Origin of the sequence: Bacillus sp. YC2, from assembly GCF_019891195.1 — a bacterium.
In the GTDB taxonomy this organism is placed as follows: domain Bacteria; phylum Bacillota; class Bacilli; order Bacillales; family Bacillaceae; genus Bacillus.
Map to the genome: position 1 here is coordinate 196,482 of NZ_JAHXDO010000001.1, position 20,719 is coordinate 217,200.

The 20,719-nt window shown below is 47.3% G+C and carries 21 protein-coding genes; 5 read left to right on the forward strand and 16 right to left on the reverse strand.

Translation table 11 applies throughout. The features are described 5' to 3' along the window. Positions 1-74 precede the first annotated feature (74 nt). Positions 75-950, forward strand: coding sequence for a TetR/AcrR family transcriptional regulator (locus tag KY305_RS01000; RefSeq protein ID WP_223060968.1), 876 nt, complete (start codon positions 75-77; stop codon positions 948-950). Between the two features lie 37 nt (positions 951-987). Here KY305_RS01000 and fumC read toward each other — a convergent pair whose 3' ends face one another. Further along, on the reverse strand, positions 988-2,376 hold the full coding sequence (gene fumC / locus KY305_RS01005; RefSeq protein WP_223060969.1) for a class II fumarate hydratase: 1,389 nt from the start codon (positions 2,374-2,376) through the stop codon (positions 988-990). Positions 2,377-2,445: 69 nt separating this feature from the next. Beyond that, positions 2,446-2,631: a YvzF family protein gene (locus KY305_RS01010; RefSeq protein WP_061522149.1), complete on the reverse strand. Its 186-nt coding sequence runs from the start codon at positions 2,629-2,631 to the stop codon at positions 2,446-2,448. Between the two features lie 116 nt (positions 2,632-2,747). On the opposite strand from KY305_RS01010, the gene gerAA reads away from it, so the two are divergent. Genes gerAA through KY305_RS01025 form a run of 3 tightly spaced genes read left to right on the forward strand, consistent with a single transcriptional unit; the run spans position 2,748 to position 6,374 of the window. Further along, positions 2,748-4,190, forward strand: a complete 1,443-nt coding sequence (gene gerAA / locus KY305_RS01015) for a spore germination receptor protein GerAA (RefSeq protein WP_223060970.1) — start codon at positions 2,748-2,750, stop codon at positions 4,188-4,190. Continuing rightward, positions 4,165-5,262 (forward strand): endospore germination permease, encoded by a 1,098-nt coding sequence (locus KY305_RS01020; RefSeq protein WP_223060971.1) that lies wholly within the window; start codon positions 4,165-4,167, stop codon positions 5,260-5,262. Before gerAA ends, KY305_RS01020 begins: the two co-directional genes overlap by 26 nt. Further along, positions 5,259-6,374 (forward strand): Ger(x)C family spore germination protein, encoded by a 1,116-nt coding sequence (locus KY305_RS01025; protein ID WP_223060972.1) that lies wholly within the window; start codon positions 5,259-5,261, stop codon positions 6,372-6,374. Before KY305_RS01020 ends, KY305_RS01025 begins: the two co-directional genes overlap by 4 nt. A 42-nt stretch (positions 6,375-6,416) precedes the next feature. On the opposite strand, the gene liaR is transcribed toward KY305_RS01025, so the two are convergent. The 11 genes from liaR to KY305_RS01080 all read right to left on the reverse strand — a co-directional run bounded on the left by liaR (position 6,417) and on the right by KY305_RS01080 (position 16,259). Then, complete coding sequence (gene liaR / locus KY305_RS01030) at positions 6,417-7,049, reverse strand: two-component system response regulator LiaR (RefSeq protein ID WP_223060973.1); 633 nt, start codon at positions 7,047-7,049, stop codon at positions 6,417-6,419. Then, entirely contained in the window at positions 7,027-8,109 is a 1,083-nt protein-coding gene (gene liaS, locus KY305_RS01035; RefSeq protein WP_223060974.1) for a two-component system sensor histidine kinase LiaS, read from the reverse strand. Before liaS ends, liaR begins: the two co-directional genes overlap by 23 nt. After that, positions 8,106-8,837 carry a cell wall-active antibiotics response protein LiaF gene (liaF, locus tag KY305_RS01040; protein WP_223060975.1) on the reverse strand — a complete coding sequence of 244 codons (732 nt, stop codon included), beginning with the start codon at positions 8,835-8,837 and terminating at the stop codon, positions 8,106-8,108. The genes liaS and liaF overlap by 4 nt, the downstream gene beginning before the upstream one ends. A gap of 38 nt (positions 8,838-8,875) precedes the next feature. After that, positions 8,876-9,745, reverse strand: a complete 870-nt coding sequence (gene liaG / locus KY305_RS01045) for a LiaG family protein (RefSeq protein ID WP_223060976.1) — start codon at positions 9,743-9,745, stop codon at positions 8,876-8,878. 104 nt (positions 9,746-9,849) lie between these two features. Then, on the reverse strand, positions 9,850-10,527 hold the full coding sequence (gene liaH, locus KY305_RS01050) for a stress responsive protein LiaH (protein WP_214803154.1): 678 nt from the start codon (positions 10,525-10,527) through the stop codon (positions 9,850-9,852). Between the two features lie 13 nt (positions 10,528-10,540). Beyond that, positions 10,541-10,921: a protein liaI gene (locus KY305_RS01055; RefSeq protein ID WP_223060977.1), complete on the reverse strand. Its 381-nt coding sequence runs from the start codon at positions 10,919-10,921 to the stop codon at positions 10,541-10,543. Between the two features lie 155 nt (positions 10,922-11,076). Beyond that, on the reverse strand, positions 11,077-12,345 hold the full coding sequence (locus tag KY305_RS01060) for an MFS transporter (RefSeq protein ID WP_223060978.1): 1,269 nt from the start codon (positions 12,343-12,345) through the stop codon (positions 11,077-11,079). Between the two features lie 162 nt (positions 12,346-12,507). Then, the gene (locus tag KY305_RS01065; RefSeq protein ID WP_223060979.1) at positions 12,508-13,077 is read right to left on the reverse strand and encodes a cob(I)yrinic acid a,c-diamide adenosyltransferase; all 570 of its coding nucleotides are present in this window, start codon (positions 13,075-13,077) and stop codon (positions 12,508-12,510) included. Between the two features lie 2 nt (positions 13,078-13,079). After that, positions 13,080-14,309 carry an ABC transporter ATP-binding protein gene (locus KY305_RS01070; protein WP_223060980.1) on the reverse strand — a complete coding sequence of 410 codons (1,230 nt, stop codon included), beginning with the start codon at positions 14,307-14,309 and terminating at the stop codon, positions 13,080-13,082. Beyond that, positions 14,306-15,352 carry a FecCD family ABC transporter permease gene (locus KY305_RS01075; RefSeq protein WP_223060981.1) on the reverse strand — a complete coding sequence of 349 codons (1,047 nt, stop codon included), beginning with the start codon at positions 15,350-15,352 and terminating at the stop codon, positions 14,306-14,308. The genes KY305_RS01070 and KY305_RS01075 overlap by 4 nt, the downstream gene beginning before the upstream one ends. Continuing rightward, positions 15,315-16,259, reverse strand: a complete 945-nt coding sequence (locus KY305_RS01080) for an ABC transporter substrate-binding protein (protein ID WP_223060982.1) — start codon at positions 16,257-16,259, stop codon at positions 15,315-15,317. The genes KY305_RS01075 and KY305_RS01080 overlap by 38 nt, the downstream gene beginning before the upstream one ends. A gap of 187 nt (positions 16,260-16,446) precedes the next feature. Between KY305_RS01080 and KY305_RS01085 the strand changes: the two genes are divergently transcribed. Further along, complete coding sequence (locus KY305_RS01085) at positions 16,447-17,238, forward strand: SDR family NAD(P)-dependent oxidoreductase (RefSeq protein WP_223060983.1); 792 nt, start codon at positions 16,447-16,449, stop codon at positions 17,236-17,238. Between the two features lie 58 nt (positions 17,239-17,296). Here KY305_RS01085 and KY305_RS01090 read toward each other — a convergent pair whose 3' ends face one another. The 3 genes from KY305_RS01090 to KY305_RS01100 all read right to left on the reverse strand — a co-directional run bounded on the left by KY305_RS01090 (position 17,297) and on the right by KY305_RS01100 (position 20,697). Next, positions 17,297-18,175 (reverse strand): SMP-30/gluconolactonase/LRE family protein, encoded by an 879-nt coding sequence (locus tag KY305_RS01090; protein WP_223060984.1) that lies wholly within the window; start codon positions 18,173-18,175, stop codon positions 17,297-17,299. Between the two features lie 63 nt (positions 18,176-18,238). Next, the gene (locus KY305_RS01095) at positions 18,239-19,981 is read right to left on the reverse strand and encodes a HAMP domain-containing sensor histidine kinase (protein ID WP_223060985.1); all 1,743 of its coding nucleotides are present in this window, start codon (positions 19,979-19,981) and stop codon (positions 18,239-18,241) included. Next, positions 19,978-20,697 carry a response regulator transcription factor gene (locus KY305_RS01100; protein WP_223060986.1) on the reverse strand — a complete coding sequence of 240 codons (720 nt, stop codon included), beginning with the start codon at positions 20,695-20,697 and terminating at the stop codon, positions 19,978-19,980. Before KY305_RS01100 ends, KY305_RS01095 begins: the two co-directional genes overlap by 4 nt. Between the last annotated feature and the right edge of the window lie 22 nt (positions 20,698-20,719).

Genomic DNA, 20,719 nt, shown 5'->3' on the forward strand with positions numbered 1-20,719 from the left:
GGAAAATCCATATGACCATATAGTCATACATGAGCAGTAAACGCCAGCCTCCTGGCTCCGAAAGGGTGGAACCATTGAAGGAAAAAGAAAAGCTGATTATTGAAGCAGCAATAAAATTGTTTGCCCGTAAAGGGTATAAATCAACATCAGTTCAAGAAATTGCCGATGAATGCAAAATCTCCAAAGGCGCTTTTTACATTTATTTTCCTTCCAAAGAAGCTTTGCTTCTATCAATGCTGAATTACTACTATGATAAAACGTTTACCCGAATCACTACGATTCAAACAGAAGGTGACAGCCCGAGGGCCGCTTATCAAAAACAGCTTGCTGTGTTTTATGAATCGATTCTCGCGCATCAGGATTTTATTACGGTTCAGATGAAAGACGGCTCTCTTCCTTATACAGAGGAAGTGGCGCAGTGCGGAAAAAGAATCCGGCGGTCGATACTGCAATTTCATATTGACAGTCTCCTCAATATTTACGGAGAAAAGGTTGAGCCGTATACAGCCGAGCTTTGTTTTTTAATAGAAGGAATCAATCAGATATATCTTGAATATATCCTCTTGACGGGCCGGACCGTACAGCCTGCCGCATTGGCGGATACTGTGATTCATAGAGTTGATGACATGGTGAACGGGATGGCGGACAGACGGGATGAACCTTTTATTTCTCTTGATGAGGCAAGCTCACTGTTCGGGCCTCTTCATAACGGACAGCCCGATCCTTTAAGTAAATCGATTTTGCAGACCCTCCGTGCCTCTATCAGCACGATGGACAAATCGCAAGCATCTGAATTCACCGAGAGCTTGGAGATTCTGGAAGCGGAAATGAAGAAAAAGTCGCCGAAATTGGCAATTATAAAAGGGATGATTCTGAATTTGAAGGAATCAGAACTGCTGGCTGAAAATGCAGAGCAGCTCAGCTATTTATTAAAACAGCAGTTTATTTAGAAGAACGGCCGCAGTATTTGCAGCCGTTCTTTCTTTTTTATGCTTTCGGGTGCACCATATCTTCAGGTTTCACCATTTCATTAAATTGCTCTTCTGTCAGCAGGTTCAGCTGTAATGCCGCTTCTTTCAGCGTCAAGCCTTCTTTGTGGGCAAGCTTAGCGATTTTTGCTGCGTTTTCATAGCCGATGTGCGGGTTGAGCGCCGTAACGAGCATTAATGAGTTAGACAAATTTTCTTGAATCGTCTCTTTATTCGGCTCAATACCGACGGCACATTTGTCATGGAAGGAATTCATTCCGTCGCTGAGAAGCTGCACCGTTTGCAGGAAGTTATAGATAATAACCGGTTTGAAAACGTTCAGCTCGAAGTTTCCTTGGCTTGCCGCAAAACCGATTGTTGCGTCATTCCCCATGACTTGGGCGGCGATCATAGTCAGCGCTTCGCTTTGAGTCGGGTTGACTTTACCAGGCATGATAGAGCTTCCAGGCTCATTTTCAGGGATGACGATTTCGCCGATGCCGCAGCGCGGGCCGCTCGCCAGCCATCTGACGTCATTTGCGATCTTCATCAGGTCGGCAGAAAGTGCTTTTAACGCGCCATGAACGTGAGTGATTTCATCATGGCTTGTCAGCGCATGGAATTTGTTCGGCGAGCTTTTGAACGTCTGCCCTGTTACTTTTGTGATTTCCTCAGCCACGAGTTCACCGAATTGCGGATGGGCGTTGATTCCCGTTCCGACCGCCGTGCCGCCGATGGCAAGAGCGCGGATTTTTTCAGTGGCTTCCAGGATCATTTCTTTCGAACGGTCAAGCATATAGACCCAGCCGCTGATTTCTTGGCCAAGTGTCAGCGGAGTCGCGTCCTGCAAATGCGTGCGTCCGATTTTGACAATGTCTTCATAAGCTTTTGCTTTTTCATCAAGTGTTGTGCGGAGCTGATCAAGTGCCGGAACGAGCTGTTCATATACGGCAAGGACCGCCGCGACGTGCATTGCCGTCGGGAATGTGTCGTTGGAGCTTTGGCTGCGGTTGACATCATCATTCGGATGGATCGTAAGGTCAGAATTTTTTTCTTTCAATAAAGCAGTCGCGCGGTTGGCCACCACTTCATTCATATTCATGTTGCTTTGTGTGCCGCTTCCCGTCTGCCAAACGACAAGCGGAAAGTTATCGTCATATTTGCCTTTTAACACGTCATCACAAACAGCAGCAATCGCCTGTGCTTTTTCAGAATCTAAATTGCCGAGGCGCTCGTTAGCGATCGCCGTGCTTCTTTTTAATATTGCAAACGCCTTCACAACACGCTGAGGCATTTTTTCAAAACCGATTTTGAAGTTCTCTTTGCTGCGCTGTGTCTGAGCGCCCCAAAACTTATCTGCCGGAACTTTTATTTCTCCCATGGTGTCTTTTTCAATTCTGTATTCCATTTTATGTATCCCTCCATAACAGTTGCTTCACCCTGAGTATTATTCGCCAGTAACAGATGAAACCCTTTTTTATTTTTCGATCTTTGCCGACTTTAATTTCAGCTCAAGATAGACGCGCGAATCCTTAGAATATTTATACTTCGGATTTGTTTTTCGGTACTCCTTTGACGTATAGGCTACCTCATAATGCGCTTCAAATGATTTGATCAGCTGTTCAATTTCTTCAGCATTGCCTGCCAGTCTGACTTGTGCCACATTTCTCCTCCGCTTTCATAAAAAAACTTGTACCATGAAATACTTTAACATAGTATATCATTTTTTTAACAGGAAAAGATAACCTCTAACAAGGATTAGAAGGCGGGGTGATTGCGGTGGCACAATCGGAATTTAAGGAATATATTCACATTAATCTGGCGATGGTTCTTCCTCACGTTGAACAAAACGATGATCTTATTCAAAATAAAAAAATGCTGTCGAACGGCCTTGTTTTTTATTATATGTATCTCAGCGAACTAAACGATGAAGACAAAATAAAAGAAGCGGTCAAAACGCTGGTTAAGGAAGAAGAGACCCTGACGCTTGAAACCGTGACAAAACGTCTCGATATGATTGACGCCCGCCCCGTCACTACGGCAAAAGAAGCGATCACCTCCATTCTAAGAGGAAATTGCGCCGTTTTTATTAACGGGCTTGACAACGTATACATTTTGACAACGGGGAAAAAGGAAAAGAGAAACATAACGGAGCCGACATCTGAAAAGCTTGTAAGAGGGCCTAAAGTCGCCTTCACGGAAGACACTGATACGAACGTCGCCCTGATCAGACAAAGAACGAACCACCCGAAGCTGAAAACGAAAAAAATTCTGATCGGAGAAAGCAAGTTAAAATACGCTACTGTCATGTACATAGAAGGTAAGGCGGACTCGTCTGTCATCAGCGATGTTGAAAAACGCCTCAGCGAAGTGCAGCTGGACGACATCCAGGATTCCGGGACGCTTGAGGAGCTCATTGAGGATAATAAGTATTCGCCGTTCCCGCAAATCCAAAACACCGAACGGCCTGATAAAGTGTCCTCCGCCCTGTTTAACGGCCGCGTCGCCATACTTGTGGACAACTCTCCCTTTGTTCTGGTTGTGCCGGCTTCTCTCGGCATTTTGATGCAGTCTCCCGACGACTATTATGAACGGTGGATTTCAGCCTCGCTCATCCGCGCGCTGCGATTCACTTCCATTTTTATCACGATGTTTTTTTCATCTATTTATATCGCGCTCGTTTCATTCCATCAAGGGCTTTTACCGACTGCGCTTGCGGTCACCATCTCGGCGAACAGAGAAAATGTTCCCTTTCCGCCTATCATTGAAGCGATGGTGATGGAAATTACGATTGAATTGCTGAGAGAGGCGGGGCTGCGGCTGCCTAATCCGCTCGGCCAGACAATCGGATTGGTTGGAGGAGTCGTCATCGGACAGGCTGCCGTTGAAGCCAATCTGGTCAGCTCTATCATGGTCATCGTTGTCAGCATTATCGCGCTCGCTTCGTTTACGGTGCCTCAGTACGGGATGGGTCTGTCATTCCGTGTGCTCCGATTCATATCGATGTTTACTGCGGCAGCGTTCGGACTGTACGGCATGATTTTATTTATGCTGGCGATTTACACCCATTTATCAAGACAAAGAAGCTTCGGATCTCCGTATTTCTCGCCGAATGGGTTTTTCAGCTTAAAAAATGCCGATGATTCTATACTCCGTCTCCCAATTAAAAATCAACCAAAAGAGGCGAAAAAACCAAATGAGCCACAAAAAAACGCAAAGTAAGATCACCAGCTATCAAGGAACGGCGTTGATTTCTAACACAATGCTGGGCGCAGGCCTCTTGACCATGCCGCGGGCGCTGACATTAAAGACTAATTCACCGGACGGCTGGCTTGTATTAGGCCTGGAAGGCATCATCTTTATCTTTTTGATCTATCTCAACACGCTCATTATGAAAAAGCATCAATACCCTTCTTTTTTTGAATATATGAATGAAGGGCTCGGCAAATGGGCCGGAAATTTAGTGAATCTCATGATCTGTTTATATTTTATCGGAGTCGCCAGTTTTGAAGCGCGCGCCATGGCGGAGATGGTGAAATTTTTCCTTTTAGAGAGAACGCCAGTGCCGGTCACTCTCTTTATTTTTATCGCCTGCTCCGTTTATTTAATCATAGGCGGCATGAGCGATATTGGCAGGCTGTTTCCTTTCTATTTGACCATCACCATGATTATTTTGCTGATTGTGTTTGCTTTCAGCTTTAAGATTTTTAATTTGGACAACCTGCGGCCGGTGCTGGGCCAGGGGGTTTCTTCCATTACAAACTCTCTCACCGTTGTCTCTGTATCCTTTTTGGGAATTGAGGTTATGCTGTTTTTGCCCGAATATCTCAAGAATAAAAAGCACGCGTTTCGTTTGTCAGCAACGGGCTTTAGCATTCCTATCATTTTATACATGATTTCATACGTCATCGTTGTCGGCGCGTTAACCACTCAGGATGTTCAAACCATGATTTGGCCGACCATTGCGCTCTTTCAATCATTCGAGCTGAAAGGTCTGTTTATTGAAAGATTTGAATCCTTTTTACTCGCTGTATGGATCGTACAATTCTTCACCACTTATGTATCGTACGGTTACTTCGCCACCTCAGGGCTGAAGAAAATTTTCGGACTGCCGATGAAAAAAGGAATTATTTTTGTCGCAATCGCCACGTACTTCGGCTCATTAATGCCAACAGACGCCAACGAGCTGATGACCTTCAGCGATTTTCTGGGCTATATCTTCTTCGGTTTGTTTTTACTGCCTTTACTATTATTTATCGTTGTCGCTGTAAAAAGGAAGGTGAAAGCGCAATGAAAACATACATCGTGATCATCCTCTGCACATTGCTCTTAACCGGATGCTGGGACAGCCGGAACATTGAGGACTTGAGCCTTGTCATAGGCGTCGGCCTGGATAAGCCTGAGGAAGAAAACGTGCAGGTGACCCAGCAAATTCTCATTCCGACAAAAGCCAGTTCTGAGCAGTCCTCTTCGGGAGAGACGACAAAGATCACCTCGACACCCGGTGAAACGGTTCACCAAGCCTTGAGGACGGCAGCGTTAAAAAATCGCCGTTCTTTTTCACAGCATTTGCGCGTCATGTTATTTTCACAAAACCTGTTAAAAGACGATATCCCGCTTGATGCACTCATGAATCAATTTATCAAGGACAACGGAACGCGGAGAAGCTGCAACGTGATGACAGTGCCCGATCAGACGAAAGACATATTTACCGTAACTGACCAAGGGGAGCCTGCATCCAACACCATTTATGACTTAACGGAAAATAATTCGTTCACCATACGCATGATGCAGCCCGTAACATTAGGAGATATATCAGAAAAAATTGCAGCAGGTGAGACATTCGCCATTCCGCAGGTCCGCAAGGTAAAGGGCGGCGGTCTGGAAATATCCGGCGCTTCTATTATAAAAAATAAATTTTGGCTGGCAAATTTAACACCGATGCAGGTTCAAGATATGAATCTGTTTACAGGTACGGTAAAGGGCGGTGTTACATTTTCAAAGCATAAAGGCTATTTTTTATCGTTCGAGATATTTTCCAGCAAATATAAAGTAAAAACCAAGTATAAAAACGGGAAATTCAAATTTATCGTAACCCGATTTGTGGAGGGCCGCCTGTCCGAGGACTGGAACCCAAAGGAAGATTCCTTTAAACAGTCCTATATTGATGAAATCAAAAAGACGGTGACACGCAGCATTCATTCAGATGTCACAAAGTTTATTGATTATTTGCAGCATGACTTGAAGGTGGACATTACAGGCTTAGGCGATGAAGTGCGGATTCATTATCCGGATAAGTGGAGAAAGATTTCCTCTGACTGGGATCACCATTTCAGTGAATCCGATATTGAATTCCATGTCAAAGTGGCCATCAGAGATTTCGGAACGAAGGGAATGTCCCAATAATACGCCGCGAAGGAGAGTGTGCATCAGCGCGCTCTCCTTCGTTTATGTCACGAGATGATTGCGGTGGGCGTAAACCGCGGCCTGCGTCCGGTCACTGACGTCAAGCTTTGATAATATATTCGTAATGTGGGTTTTCACCGTTTTAATCGTAATAAAAAGCTCTTCGCCAATTTCTTTATTCGTCTTTCCTTCCGCGACAAGACAAAGGATTTCCAGCTCTCTTTTTGTCAGCGTTTCATGAGGAAGCGTGTTTTCTGAATGGCGCAGCCTTGATAACACCTTTCCGGCTACCTTCGATTCAAGCTTCGGCTCTCCCTTCGCAGCCGCTCTGATCGCTTCGGCTATTTCTGCCGCCTTGGATGTTTTCAGCAAGTAGCTGAGGGCTCCCGCCTCAATGACAGGATATACTTTGTCGTCATCAATAAAGCTTGTCAGCACAATGATTTTCGGATCGGCCAGTCTGGCGCAGATAAGCTTCGTCGCTTCAATGCCGTCCATGCCTTCCATGACAAGATCCATTAAGATCACATCGGGTGAAAGCTCTGCGGCAAGATCGACTCCCTGCTGACCGTCTGATGCTTCGCCGATGACTTCTATATCAGGCTGTGCTTCTAAAAACGCGGCCAGTCCCATTCTGACCATTTCATGATCGTCAATTAGTAACACTCGAATCACTGTCGTTCTCTCCTTCTGGTTTCTGATAAATCGGGACTTTCACGTCGACATGCGTGCCTTTTCCCTTTACAGAAATAATTTCCGCTATACCGCCGATTTCACTGGCTCTTTCTTTAATAGAGTGTAAACCGTAAGAGGAAGCCTTTACTTGATCCATCGTAAAACCCGCCCCGTTATCAATCACCTTAAGCTGCAGCTGCTGATGCTTCGCGCCGAGCCTTACTGTGACCTTTGTCGCTTTGGAATGTCTGAATACGTTGGAAAGCGCCTCCTGCACGATTCTGAACAGATGATCTTCCACGCCTTTTGACACACCCGTGTCGCGAATATCCCACTCAATATCAAGCGGCTGCTTTGCTTTGAACTCGTTTAACAGCTCAATCAGCCCCTCTTTCAGCCCTTTTCCTTCTAACGTGACAGGCCTCAGGTGAAGAAGCAGAGCCCTCATTTCGTTTTGCGCCTCCCCCGCCATATGCTCGACCATTTTTATCCGTTTGACGATTTTGTCATCAGTGTCTTTCACCTGTTCCAAGACGGCGGACGTCATCATGGAGATGGCAAAGAGCTGCTGGCTGACGGCATCATGAAGGTCACGCGCCAGCCGCTGGCGTTCTTCAGAGATGACCGATTTCTTCATTTGATCCTGCCATTCCGCCCGCTCGTTCGAAAGCTTTTGCAGCGATGTGACTTGAAGCTCAACCCGCTTGGCCATTTCGTTGAGCTGATCTGCCGCCAAACCGATTTCGTCATCACCGAGAGGCGGCACCCGATAAGCAAAATTGCCGTTTTCAAATTTTAAAATCGCTTCAATCAGCTTATCTATTCTCGTTTTAAGGCGGTTTCCGTACATATATCCGGAGATCAGCCCGGCTGCAAGGCTCGTTAAAAGCAAGATGAGAACAAACGGAATGCCGAACCATCCGGAGGAAAGCAGCAGCACCGGATCAAGCTGGTAGTATAAAAGCATCAGCGTGATAAACGCAGCGCAAAGGAGCAGGCTGATGCCCGTTGTCATCCGCATGGCGCGCCACTGGATATTGGCGAGTATTTTTTTCCTCATAAATAGTTCACATCCACATCGCCGATAAATAAAGAAATTGATATTTTAATCCGCCGCGGCGAATCGCCGTAATCAGGGGATACCGTATACAGCTTCGTGCTCATGCCGCTTTTTTTAGAACCGAGCAGACTCATATCGCCGATAAAAGCGGAAGAGCTGACGGCGACTTCAATATCAGGCGGGACGTACACATCTACATTGCCGATGACGCCGCTGATTGTAATCGTGCTTTCGCCTTCCGGAATGATGGCTTTTGACAAGTCGATTTTCACATCGCCGATAAAACCGGATACATTTAAATCATTCAAATCAAACGGGTCCTTCATCATCCTGAGCTCGCCGATAAAAAAGCTGCGGAGATCCGGGTGTCTGCTGTCCGGCTGGGAAGAAGGCTTCGGGTCTTCTTCTTTTTCCAGATTGATTTTCTTCTCTTTGTGCTCAAACACACGTTTTCCTTTGAGAAGCCTGTAGCCCGCGTAAATGAGAAAAGCAGCGAAAGCATAGCCGAACAGGTTAAACGTGACGCTGAACAGGTTTCTTAAAAACAAAAAGGCGGCGAAGATATACAGGACGGAGCCGAACCAGCTGCGCGAATATTTTTTGAAAATATAGCCTGCAATCAGAAAAAAGAGCGGCCAAAACAGGAAATCGCCGATGCCGATAATACGTAAGAACATGCTGATGCCTAATAAGGCGATGATAAGTCCGAGAATCTGTTTTTTTGCCATTTCAGCTGCTTACGCCTCCTTTCCAGTGCCGATCTTGTCTATTGTAATGCAACATTTCCGCTTATGACTTTTATTTCGATCGGCTGAGCCCCGTTCCCTTTGACACCGGTGAGCCTTTCGCCTTCTTGATGTGTCTCGTCAAATGAATAAGACGGTTTGATATTTCCGCTTGCCGATTCGGCGTTGACCGTAAAATTCCCGTCTTTCGGCAGGCTGATTGCTGCGCTGCCGCTCGTAAGCCTGACGGACGCGGGAGCATTTGCTTCTTGCAGCGAAGCATTTACATTTCCTGAAGTAACCCGCACGTTAAGAGCACCCGCCACATGATGCAAATTGACATTTCCGGAGGATGAGCGGACATTTGCGGTTTTTGCGGAAAGATCGGATGCCGTCAGATGGCCTGATAATCCCTTCGCTTCAAATGTTTCAGCGCGCACCTGCTTTAATGTCATGCTGCCGCTTGAGGAACGGACGCCAAGGTGAGCAAGGCCTAATCCCCTGTTTCCGTCAACTTCTATGTTTCCGCTTGAAGAACGGACGGTAATGTCCCGCTTATATTCATATGGAATGCGGACGATTAAAAGAGAGCGGTGAAAGACATTCAAAAATTGAAAGCCTTTTTCCTTTGCCGTGAGGTTTAACGTTTTGCCCTGACTGCGGACAAACAGTTTTCCGGATGGGCCTGTTACGTGTGCCGCAATGTCGTTGCGCGTCTCGGCAATGATTTTCACATCCATTTGTTCTGAAGAAACCGAAAGGCTGCTGATGTCCCGCGGTGAAACGCTTGCCGATTCTGCTTCAGTCCCGTTCAGCGGAAAAAGCCGCTCTGCAAAAACATCTTTCACCAAAAACAAGCAGCAAATGAGGATGCCTGCCGTAATCAGCAATTTGCCAAACATGGGCTTCATTACGTTCCATCCTTTTTTATTCATTTTATTATAAAGGAAAAGCCGGATAATTGATACGTGCATATAGGGAAGAGGCTTTACACGCCGATCTTCCCTTTTGCACATTATTCACTGACAGCTGTCGGCTGATCTGTTTTTTTCAAGGACAGCGAGCGCATCTTTTCAAGCTCTGCCTCCACCTCGTCCGAATATTGCGAGCGGCTGTATTCTGTATTTGCCTCTGCTGAATTGCCGTATTTTACGCGGACTTCCATTTCTTCAATGCGGTTTTCAACCCTCAGAAACTCTCTGTAGGCGCTCTCATTATCAATCTTATCGAAAGATGCATTCATATGCTCTTTCGCTTTTGCCGCATTGGCGCGGGCGATGAGCGCCTGTTTTTTATCCTTTACATCACGAAGGCGCGTTTCAAGCGTATCAAGCTGTTCCTTCAGCTCGGCCAACTGTGTTTTCGCCTGCTCATAGGCCTCTGCATGTTCAGCCGCTTTCCCCTCCAGGTATTTCATTTCAGTCAGAGCTTTTTTCGCAAGCTCTTCCTCACCGGCATCAAAAGCGAGCTGGGCTTGATTTTTCCGCTTAGCCGCCGTTTCGTGAGCATCTTCTTGCTTTTTCTTAAACTGATGGACGATCGTGTGCTGTTTGACAATCGTTTGTTTTGCCTTGGCGATGTCACTCTCCATATCACGCACATATTGATTCAGCATAACCTTTGGATTTTCTAATTTATCCAACCCTTCGTTAACAGATGCGACGAACATATCTCTTATTCTTTTTAAGACCATTTTTTATTCCTCCTTATTTTTTCTTCAAAAATTCTTCCCATTCTGAATCAAAATTAGATTGATAGCCGGGAGATGCCGTTTCCGGCTCGTATGAGCGGACGTCAGCGGATGAGCTGCCTTGCTTCATCATTTTCCAGCCAAAGTACACCATGGCTCCCGCCAGACCGATCGCAACGATAAACGGAAGAGAAGCGACGAGAATCATCGCCCCGAATAATCCGGCGATGATACCTGTTACGGCGCTGCCTTTTGAAAAGCGTTTGATTCCCCAATACAGTAAGAGGCCGCCGATAACGAGCGGGATGATAAAAGCGAAATGGCCTCCTCCGAAAAAGACGGAAAGTCCAAACACGATAAGCAGAAAACCGCCTGCAGTTTTTACATTTATATTCATGTATATCCTCCTTTCGTTTTCCTTGTCTTTACTATAAACAAAACGGATCGCCGGCAAAACAAGTCAGAGATTGATTTTCATGTCAGACCGGAGTCGTATAAGACCCCGGACCCCAAATAAAAAAACGCCGCTGTAGACGGCGTTTTTTTAGTATGTTATATTCGGATGCTCGCTTCTTTTTCTCTGATTAAATCAGAGCGTTCCGCTTTCGCCAGCTTCGTAAAGAGCAAGATGCCGATTCCCGAAAGCACTTCAACCAAACCGCCCGCCGCGATGACTTTACCGGAACCGAAAGCATTTGCGGCATATCCGCAGAGGACGGCGCCGAGCGGGATGGAGATATTAGAGATCATATGAATGACCGCGTAGACTTGCGGCTGATCATCGTGATCGACAGAGGTCTGGATAATGGTATATTCCGGTACATTGATGGCGCTGACCGCAGAACCGAACGCAAAGGCTGCGAAGAATACGAGCGGCAAAAACGTGTTTATGCCGGTGATGAAAAACGCGGCACCTTCAATGATCCCCGCCGATACAAATAAGAGCCCGTATTTGTTCACTTTCACCTTAGCCAAAATAAATCCCATTAAAAACGCTCCTCCGGTGCCCGTCGCCTTCAGGAGAGAGAAAACAAGCGGCGGCATGTTTAATTCTTCCGAGACATATACAGCCGAGAGCGCTTCCCACGGAGCGGCCGCAAAATTCATGAAGATACAGTAAATCGCAAGCGGAAATAAAATCTGGTGCTTTCTGACAAGGGTGAACCCCCGTTTGAGCCTGCCCAAATAGGTCCCCCGCTGTTTGACGGCGACAGCCTCCGTTTTTGCCTGAGTCACTTGATATGTAATAAAAAGAACGAGAAAACCTGATAGAAGATAGAATATAAAGGCAATAAACATGGAATAGACGGGACTGATGAAGGTTAAAAACACCCCGCTTAACGTAATCGCGGCAAGCCTCACGATCTGGCCGGATGACTGAATAACCGCATTCGCTTTCTGCAGGCTGTTTTCTCCGACAATATTGGGGATTAAGGAAATAGAGGCGGGATTATAGGCAGCTCCAGTCGCTGAATGGACAATCATCAGAAGCATGACAAACCACAAGGGCGAGAATCCGTTGAAATAACAGATCGGAATGATTAAGACGACCGCAGCGCGTGTGATATCAGAGAAGTACATCCAGAATTTCAGCGTATGCTGCTTCATAAATGGCCCGGTAATCGGCGCCAGCATCGCCTCCGGAAGAAATGTAACGGCAATTAAAAGCGCTGTGCCGATCGCGCCTTCCCCGTCAAAAATCAGAAACCAAAGAATTGAATTAAAGGCAAAGCCGTCTCCGGACAATTTGATAAGCCTGGAGATAAACAGAAAGGTAAAATTTTTATGCCAGATGCTCTCGCTCTTATTATATGTATCCATCTATCAAATCCCCCATTTTTTTACAATGTTTCTTATAATATCTCATTGTTTCATTTTTCAGTCAATAATTCATAAGATACATTTTCCTATGGGCAATAGGGGATCAATTGAGCGATAAATAAAAAAACAGCCGGCATGGCGAATTTACCGGCTGTGAAAAACTTATTTATCGTCTCGGAATACGGTAGCGCTTCTTTCATACTCGATATCATTAACACCTTGTCTTGCGTTTACTGCTCTCGCGGCAGCAAAGAAATAATCTGACAGGCGGTTCAAGTAACGCAGCACCGCTTCATTTATGTTTTCAGTTTTTCTCAGTTTCACCACGATCCGCTCCGCCCGTCTCGTGATGGTCCGCGCGATATGCAGCTGCGCAGCCGCCTTGTGCCCGCCAGGCAGAATAAATTTCTCAAGCGGCGGCGCCTCAGCCGTGTAACGGTCAATACAGGTTTCTAAAAAGGAAACCGATTCATCTTTCAGTTTGTATTCCTTATGTTCGGTAACCGTCGCCAAGTCGCCGCCGCAGTCAAACAGCTCATGCTGAATGTTTTGCAGCTCGGCTTCCAGATCGCTGCAGTCCGTGCAGCCGGAAAGCTCCGCGAGCGCGAGCCCGACAAAGCTGTTCAGCTCATCAATCGTCCCGTAGCTTTCGACCCGGAGACTATCTTTGTCCGTTCTTTTGCCGATAAGGCTCGTTTGTCCTTTATCGCCTGTTTTCGTATACAGTCTCATGGCTATATCCCTCCTTCTTCCGCTGCTTTTACGCATTGTTTCACGCCGCGGCGGATGATCTGCTCCGCATGGCTGATATCCGGTTCATGTCCGGTTTGCGAAGCGGCAATGACAATATCGCCTTTTGCTTGTTTGCCGAAAAGAGCTTGCGTTCTCGCTTCACTCGCCGCCATTAAAAGCCTTGCAAACGCTTGATCAGATAAAGAGCCGCTGACCAGCACCCAAAGGCTGTGATGCGCTGTCACGGCAATGCATACCGAGTCAAACGTGCGGCAAACATAATCGTTCTCTTTGCCGCCGCATGCGCTGACAAGCCGGCGGCTCCATGAGAAACCTGTGCCGTCAGCCGCCGTTGACAATAATCTCAGCGGCCGGTCTGTATGCAGTGTCACAGTATTGCCTCTTTTGTTTATGAGAGATGAAAAGGGAACGGATCGCGGCCCTTTTTCATTCCCATCCTCCGGCACAATCGCGATAAGCGGTTTAGGCGATGTTTCCTGATGAAAAGCGCTGACGCTTGTGCCGTATATGTCTTCGATTTTCTGTTTCGTCAAGGCTTGCTCCGGCGTTTGTTTCGGATAAGCGCAGCCTTCTTTCATCATCAGCAGATAGTCACAGTATTGGCTTGCGGCATTAAGATCGTGAAAAATACTGACTGCCGTAAGCCCTTTTTCTCTCGTCAGCCGCTTTACGATATCGAGCAGGTCTTTTTGATATTTGAGGTCGAGAAATGTCGTCGGCTCATCAAGGCATAAAACATCCGGCTGCTGGGCCAAGGCTTGAGCCAAATAGACACGCTGCCGTTCTCCTCCGCTCAGATGCTGGACGGGGTGATGCGCATATTGAGCGATGCCCGCCATTTCCATCGCATCTTGAACGATTTCTTCGTCTTTTTGATTCGTCTGTCTGAATAGCCCTTTTTGAAAGGGATATCTGCCGAAGGACACCGTTTCTTTCACGGTAAATGTAAAGGCTTGTTCTGTATGCTGCGGCAAAACGGCCATGATTTTCGCAAGCTCCCTCGGCTTATATGCGCCGACGGGCCTTCCGCAGAGAAGCACATTCCCTTTTGCCGGAGCCATCATTCCTGTCAGCAATTTCATGAGCGTTGTTTTTCCGGAGCCGTTCGGGCCGAGAATGCCCAGGAATTCACCCTTTTCAGCCGTAAAGCTGACATCCTTCACGATCAGCCGCTCCCCGTATCCTCCGGTCAGGCTGTTAACCACTATCATAAGCGTTTCCCTCCATGATGCTGACGAAGCAGTATCAGTGCGAATACGGGCGCTCCCGCCAAGGCCGTCATAATGCCGATCGGCAATTCGACCGGTTCAATCACGGTCCGGGAAAACAAGTCTGCCAGGATGAGAAAACCGCCGCCCGTCAATGCAGACAGCGGCAGCAGATGGCGGTGGTCCGTCCCCCATAGAAGCCGTGTCACATGAGGAATGACAAGGCCGACAAAGCCGATGGTTCCCGATACGGCCACGGCTCCTCCCGTCAGCAGAGAACCGGCAATGATCATGAGCAATTTTCTTCTCCGGACACTGACGCCCAAGAGCTTCGCCTTTTCCTCTCCATAGGTCATGACGTTTAATTCTCTTCCGTTGATGAGCAAAAGCGCCGTCCCGGCCAGAAAAAAAGGCAGAAACAGCGCGACATAGCCCCAGCCCCTCATCGACACGCTGCCTAACAGCCAGCGGACGATCGGCAGCAGATCATTTCCCGTTAAGGCGATCACAAGAGAAATGAGGGCGCCTAAAAATGAATTCATGATAATACCGGTCAAAATGAGCGTTGAAACAGACATGGACGCATGGACGAGCCGGCTGAAAAACAGCACCGCCGCCATGGCCGCAAGGGCTGCGGCGACACTGATAACCGGCAGTGTAAAGCGTCCGAAGAAGGGAATCTGAATACCGAAAAACAAGGTCATGACAGCTCCCGCGGAGGCGCCTGAGGAAACACCGAGCGTATACGGATCGGCGAGCGGATTTTTCAGAAGCCCTTGAAAAGCCGCCCCCGCGATCGAAAGCGCTGCTCCGACAAGAGCCGCGAGAACAACTCTCGGCAAACGGATATTCATCATAATATTCGTGTACATAGGATCAACAGAGGACGTCCGGCCGATTGCAATCATAACGACATCGGATACGGGAATACGCAGACTCCCGATAGAGATGCCGAGCATCATACAGATGGCTAAAAACAAAAGGCTTATCGTATATGCCAGTGCGCGGTTATTTTTTAAACGTGTCAGGATAAACACTTTCTGCAAGTTTCTCGACCCCTTCTGCAAGGCGCGGGCCTGAGCGTGTGACAAGGTCAGGATCAACAGAATATACATGATGGTCTTTCACCGCATTAACGGCACCCCAGCCGGCGCGTTTTTCCACTTCAGCGGCTTTTACGCCGTCCGTCGTAATGATCACATCAGGATTCAGTTTCACAATCGCTTCATCCGTCAGCTGCACCCATCCGCTTTGGCCGCCGGCGGCGTTTTTCGCGTGTATATCCTCAAGCATTTCGTTCATAAACGTGCCTTTGCCCGTCGTGTAGCCGTCAGGAGACACCTCGACGAATACTTTCTTTTCATCTTTTTCAGAAATGGAATCCGCCTTTTTTTCTATGGCAGAAAGGTCCGATTTCATTTTTCCGACTAAGCGGTCTGCTTGCTTCTCTTTGCCGGCCGCTTTTCCGATCATATTGATAGACTTGTACACTTCTTGGAATGATTGCGCATCATTGACCGTCAGGACGGTGATTCCCGCATCTTTTAATTGCTTCATCGCATCAGCCGAAGCCGACATGGATGACGCATGTGCCAGCACGAGATCAGGTTTCAGCGCGACCACCTTCTCGACGTTAATATTCATATCTCCGACTTTCGCGATTTTTTTTGTTTCCTTTGGATATGTATCATTTGTCGTCACGCCGACGACCTTATCTCCAAGCCCCAGAGCGTATGTAATTTCGGTATTGCTCGGCATCAGCGAAACGATTTTTTTCGGTTCCTTCTGAATAGTTACTTTTTCATTTGCAGCATCCTTGATGGTAACCGGGAATGCCTCGGTTGAGACGGCCTTTTGTTTTGTCCGGCTTCCTTCTTCGTGGCCGCCGGAACAGCCGGCTGTCAGGACCGCGGTGACAAGCAGCGCCGTCCAGATTGCGGTGATTTTTTTCATTCTTTGTATTCCCCCTGCTTATGATAAACGATTGTCCCTTTGACATTCGTATCCTTTTTTCGCAGTAATTATACTATATGTCTGTCAAGCTTGTATATCAGTCCTTTTTGCATGAAAGCAGATTGTTCGTAAACACTAAAATCCATCGTGTATACTGTTACATTATCGCGCAAAAGGGAGGATCATCATGCAATTACAGCTTGAACAGAAGCTCGTTCTCATTACAGGGTCAACTTCAGGCATCGGAAAAGCCGCCGCGAAAAGCTTTTTAGCCGAAGGAGCCTCAGTGATTGTGAACGGGAGAAAAAAAGACACCGTTGAACGGACGGTTGAAGAGCTTTCCCCTTACGGTACGGTTCACGGCATTGCCGCCGATTTATCACGCCAAGAGGAGGCCGACGAGCTGATAGAACAGGTCAGCCGGATCGGAGAAGCGGATATTCTCGTGAATAACCTCGGCTTTTTCGAAGTGAAGGACTTTGCCGAGGTAACAGATGAAGAATGGAGCCGGTATTTCGAGGTGAATGTTATGAGTGCCGTCCGCCTGTGCCGCCGCTATCTGCCGCAAATGCTTGAGAGAAACAGCGGGCGGATTTTGAACATTTCCAGTGAAGCAGGTGTCAAACCGCTTGCGCAAATGATTCCATACTCAATGACTAAAACAGCCTTGATCAGTTTATCCCGAGGAATGGCGGAAATGACAAAAGGCACAAAAGTCACCGTCAACTCCGTGCTGCCGGGACCCACTTGGACCGAGGGCGTCGCTTCATACATGGAAGGGGCCGCAAAAGCTGCCGGTGAAGATACAGATACCTTTGTCAAAGATTATTTCAAAGTGAACGAGCCGACATCGCTCATTCAGCGTTACGCGACTCCTGAGGAAGTGGCCAATACGATTGTATTTCTCGCGTCTGAGGCGGCTTCTGCCATTAACGGTACCGCACAAAGGGTCGAGGGCGGCATTATCCGCTCCATCTAACCGCACAAAAAAGCCCGGCACAAGGGGGTCAGTCCCCTCAGATGTGCCCGGGCTTTTTTTATACAACGCCTGCAAAAGGGACCGGCTCCCAGCCCCCCGTCTCAAGCTCGATGGAAAACAGGCCGCCCGCGTGCGGCTGTTCGAGTCTCTCGGCTTCCGTCATTTTTTCCGTCGCGGTCGTAATATACAATGTTTTCAGCTCTTTGCCTCCGAATGCACAGCAGGTGACGTACTTTGCGGGGACGTCAATTGACGCGATTTCTTTATGCTGAAATGGATCAATCTGAACGGCCCGTCCGCCTCCGAATAAAGCCACCCACAGCATCCCGTTTCGATCAATGGTCATCCCGTCAGGAGACCCTTTCGATTCCGGAAACCGGTAGACGGTTTTAGGATTTGATACGTCTCCCGTTTCCGGATCGTATGTGTAGCAGACGATTTCCTGTGTCGGGGTATCGATATAGTACATCAGGTTTCGATTTCGGTCCCAGTCCAATCCGTTGGAGGTGGAGACTTGATCCTTGATTTTCACAAGGCTGCTGTCCGTGTTGAACCGGTACAGCGAAGCCTCCTCCTCCTTTCCTTCCATACTCGTCGTTCCCGCCCAAAGCCTTCCGGACGGATCACATTTCGCGTCATTGAAGCGGATGCCGTCCCGCATATCCTTCGGCCGCTTCATTTTCGTTAATGTGTCTTCCTGAAGATGATATAGATAAAATCCGTCCTTCATTGTCATGATCAATTCTTCCTTTGAATACAAAGCAAGCGCCGTCACAAACGATTTAAATTTAACGGAACGGTTTATACCGTCAGCCGGGGTGAACATATGGAGCTGGTTGCCCAAAATATCCACCCAGTACAGGCATTCTTTCTCCTTGTCCCATAAAGGGCCTTCTCCGATAACTGCTCTCGTATCTGCTTGTAATACTGCTTCCATGTTTGAACACCTCATTTGCTCGTCGTTCTCTTATTGTTATTCCCGACAAAGCGGCGTCCAAACTCAATCTTTTTTAAAAAGAATCGTAATTACTGTTCCCGCGTTGATTCTGCTGTTGACATGGATGGTTCCGTTATGGAGATGAACGAGCTCCTTGGCAATCGCAAGCCCGAGCCCCGTGCCTTCTGACGGACCCTTCGTATTCGTTCCGCGGTAATAGCGGTTAAACAGCTGATGGATGGTTTCTTCGTCCATCCCTCTGCCGTTATCCTTGACCTTCAGAATGAGCTGTTCGGCGGATTCCTCAAGCACGACCTGAATGGCCGTTCCTTTTTTATTATGCTTCACCGCATTCGCCAGCAGATTCTCCAGGATGCGGCGGAACCACGCTTCGTCAATTGCGAAAAGAATGTCTTCATTTTTCGTTGAAAACGTAATGTCATAGCCTTCCGAAAATGTATTTTTCGTAAAATCATTCGTGACGTTTCTGATAAAGGGAACGACGCTGATCATTCTTCTTTCGATCGGCAGAGCGGCGTTTTTCAGCCGGTATGTCAAGTTTAAGTCCTCAATCAGCTTAGACATGTATTCTGATTTTTCCCTGACGATCTGCCCCATTTCTTTGACTTCTTCCGGCGTCCAGTCGTATTGTTTTGACTCCAACATCATGCTGTAGCCGTATATCGTGCTGAGCGGCGTTTTTAAATCATGGGACAGACCGGCGATCCATTCTTCCCTTGTCGTCTGAATTTTTTCCCTGTTTTCCTTATCCCGTTTCAGCGTGTCTGTCAGCTGATCCATTGATTCGAAAATCTCGGAGAAAAAGCGGAACGGCTGCTTTGTTTTGCCTTTCTTGTTTTTGCTGACCGGGCGGCCTTTTCGGTTGCGCGGCTCCTCAAGCCGGCCTTTCGATAAGTTGACGAGCCATCTGATCGTGTGAAAAAGCGGCCATCCGAAACGGAAGGAATACCAAATCGTCAGCATGCAAATCATGAAAACCAATACTCCGATCAGCAGAAACAGGGTTTTCAGCACATTTTTCAAAAATGATTTATTAAATTCATGATCGGGAATATAAACGGGATTCGGAACCGTCGCGACCATCCATTTTGTTCTATCAATTCTTTTAAAGGAAAATTCCCGCTTATAATTCCAAGGCTTTGAACTGTATTTCAAAAGCTCAAGTTCATTTATATTTTCCCGCTCTTTTTTCGTGCTGTTGATATCTCCGAGCAGTCTGCCGTTGACCTCAAGAAGATACACCGCGCCTTTCTCCCGTTCAATAAAATCTTTTGTGCTTTTTTTGTATTGAGAAAGCGAAGAAAGGGACGGTTCATGCGACTCGATGTATGTGAGGAGCTGTTCGCTGGCAGATTTCCAGCCGAACAAAATTAAATAGGTCTCATCATTAATCGTGACGGTCCAATAGTTCAGCTTATAGTTGTCAAAATTTTTGTTCTGATAAATGGATAAGAGCTCTTTTCTGCTGTAATGGCTCGGCACATCCCTCGGCACACGGTAAGCGTAATCTGTTTTTTCCTGGTCATTAATAATTTGCAGCCAGCCATGCTGTTTTCTGACCGACATTTTTAAAAATTCATCGACATCCCATGAGCCGTCCTCATTTTTATCAAGCCATGCTTCAAAAGAGTCAGCCGTCGCTTTTGTAAGACCGGCGTTGGCTTCGGCTTCACTGAAGCGCCAATCCAAATAGAAAAACGAAGCGATGGCCATGGCGGTAATCAGCAGGATGACAAGCAGCAGCTGCCCGAAAAAATGGAGCAGAAATTTCCCGCGCATCCTCATGATTCGGTTCCTTTTTCTCCTTGATCAGGAATGAACCGGTAGCCGAGGCCGCGCACGGTCACGATATAATCTGGATTGCTTGGGTCCTTCTCAATCTTTTCTCTGAGCTTGCGGATGTGCACCATGACCGTATTGTTGTCACCGTAAGACGGGTAACCCCATACTTTTTCATAGATTTGATCCTTTGAAAGCACCACATTGGGATGCTCGCAGAAAAACTGCAGCAATTGCAGAAGCTGCGCGGAGCAGCTGACGGGCTGGCCGCCGACAATCAGCTCGGCGTTTTGCGGCGAATACGAGAAATAATCGTAAGAATACGTCTTTCCGGCTTCTTTATCTTCCCGCTTATACGTTCTCTTTAAGTGCGCTCTGATGCGCGCTGCCAATTCGAGCGGGTTAAACGGTTTCGTTATATAATCATCTGCTCCCAATGCAAATCCTGACAGCTTGTCCGCGTCAGACGACCGGGCAGTCAGAAAAAAGATCGGAGCGTCGGTATAGTTTCTTATTTCCGTGCACGCTTCAAAACCGGACATCCCTTCCATCATGACATCCAGCACGATCAGATCGACGTTTTCATGTTTGACATGCTCGATGGCTTCCTCAGCGCTTCCGGCCGACGTTACGTTATGGTAGCCTTCTTTGACGAGAACGCGTTTGACCATATCAACTATCGCCTTCTCATCGTCTACAATTAAAATTGACGCATTTTCCACTTTGACGTTCCTTTCTCTCTGT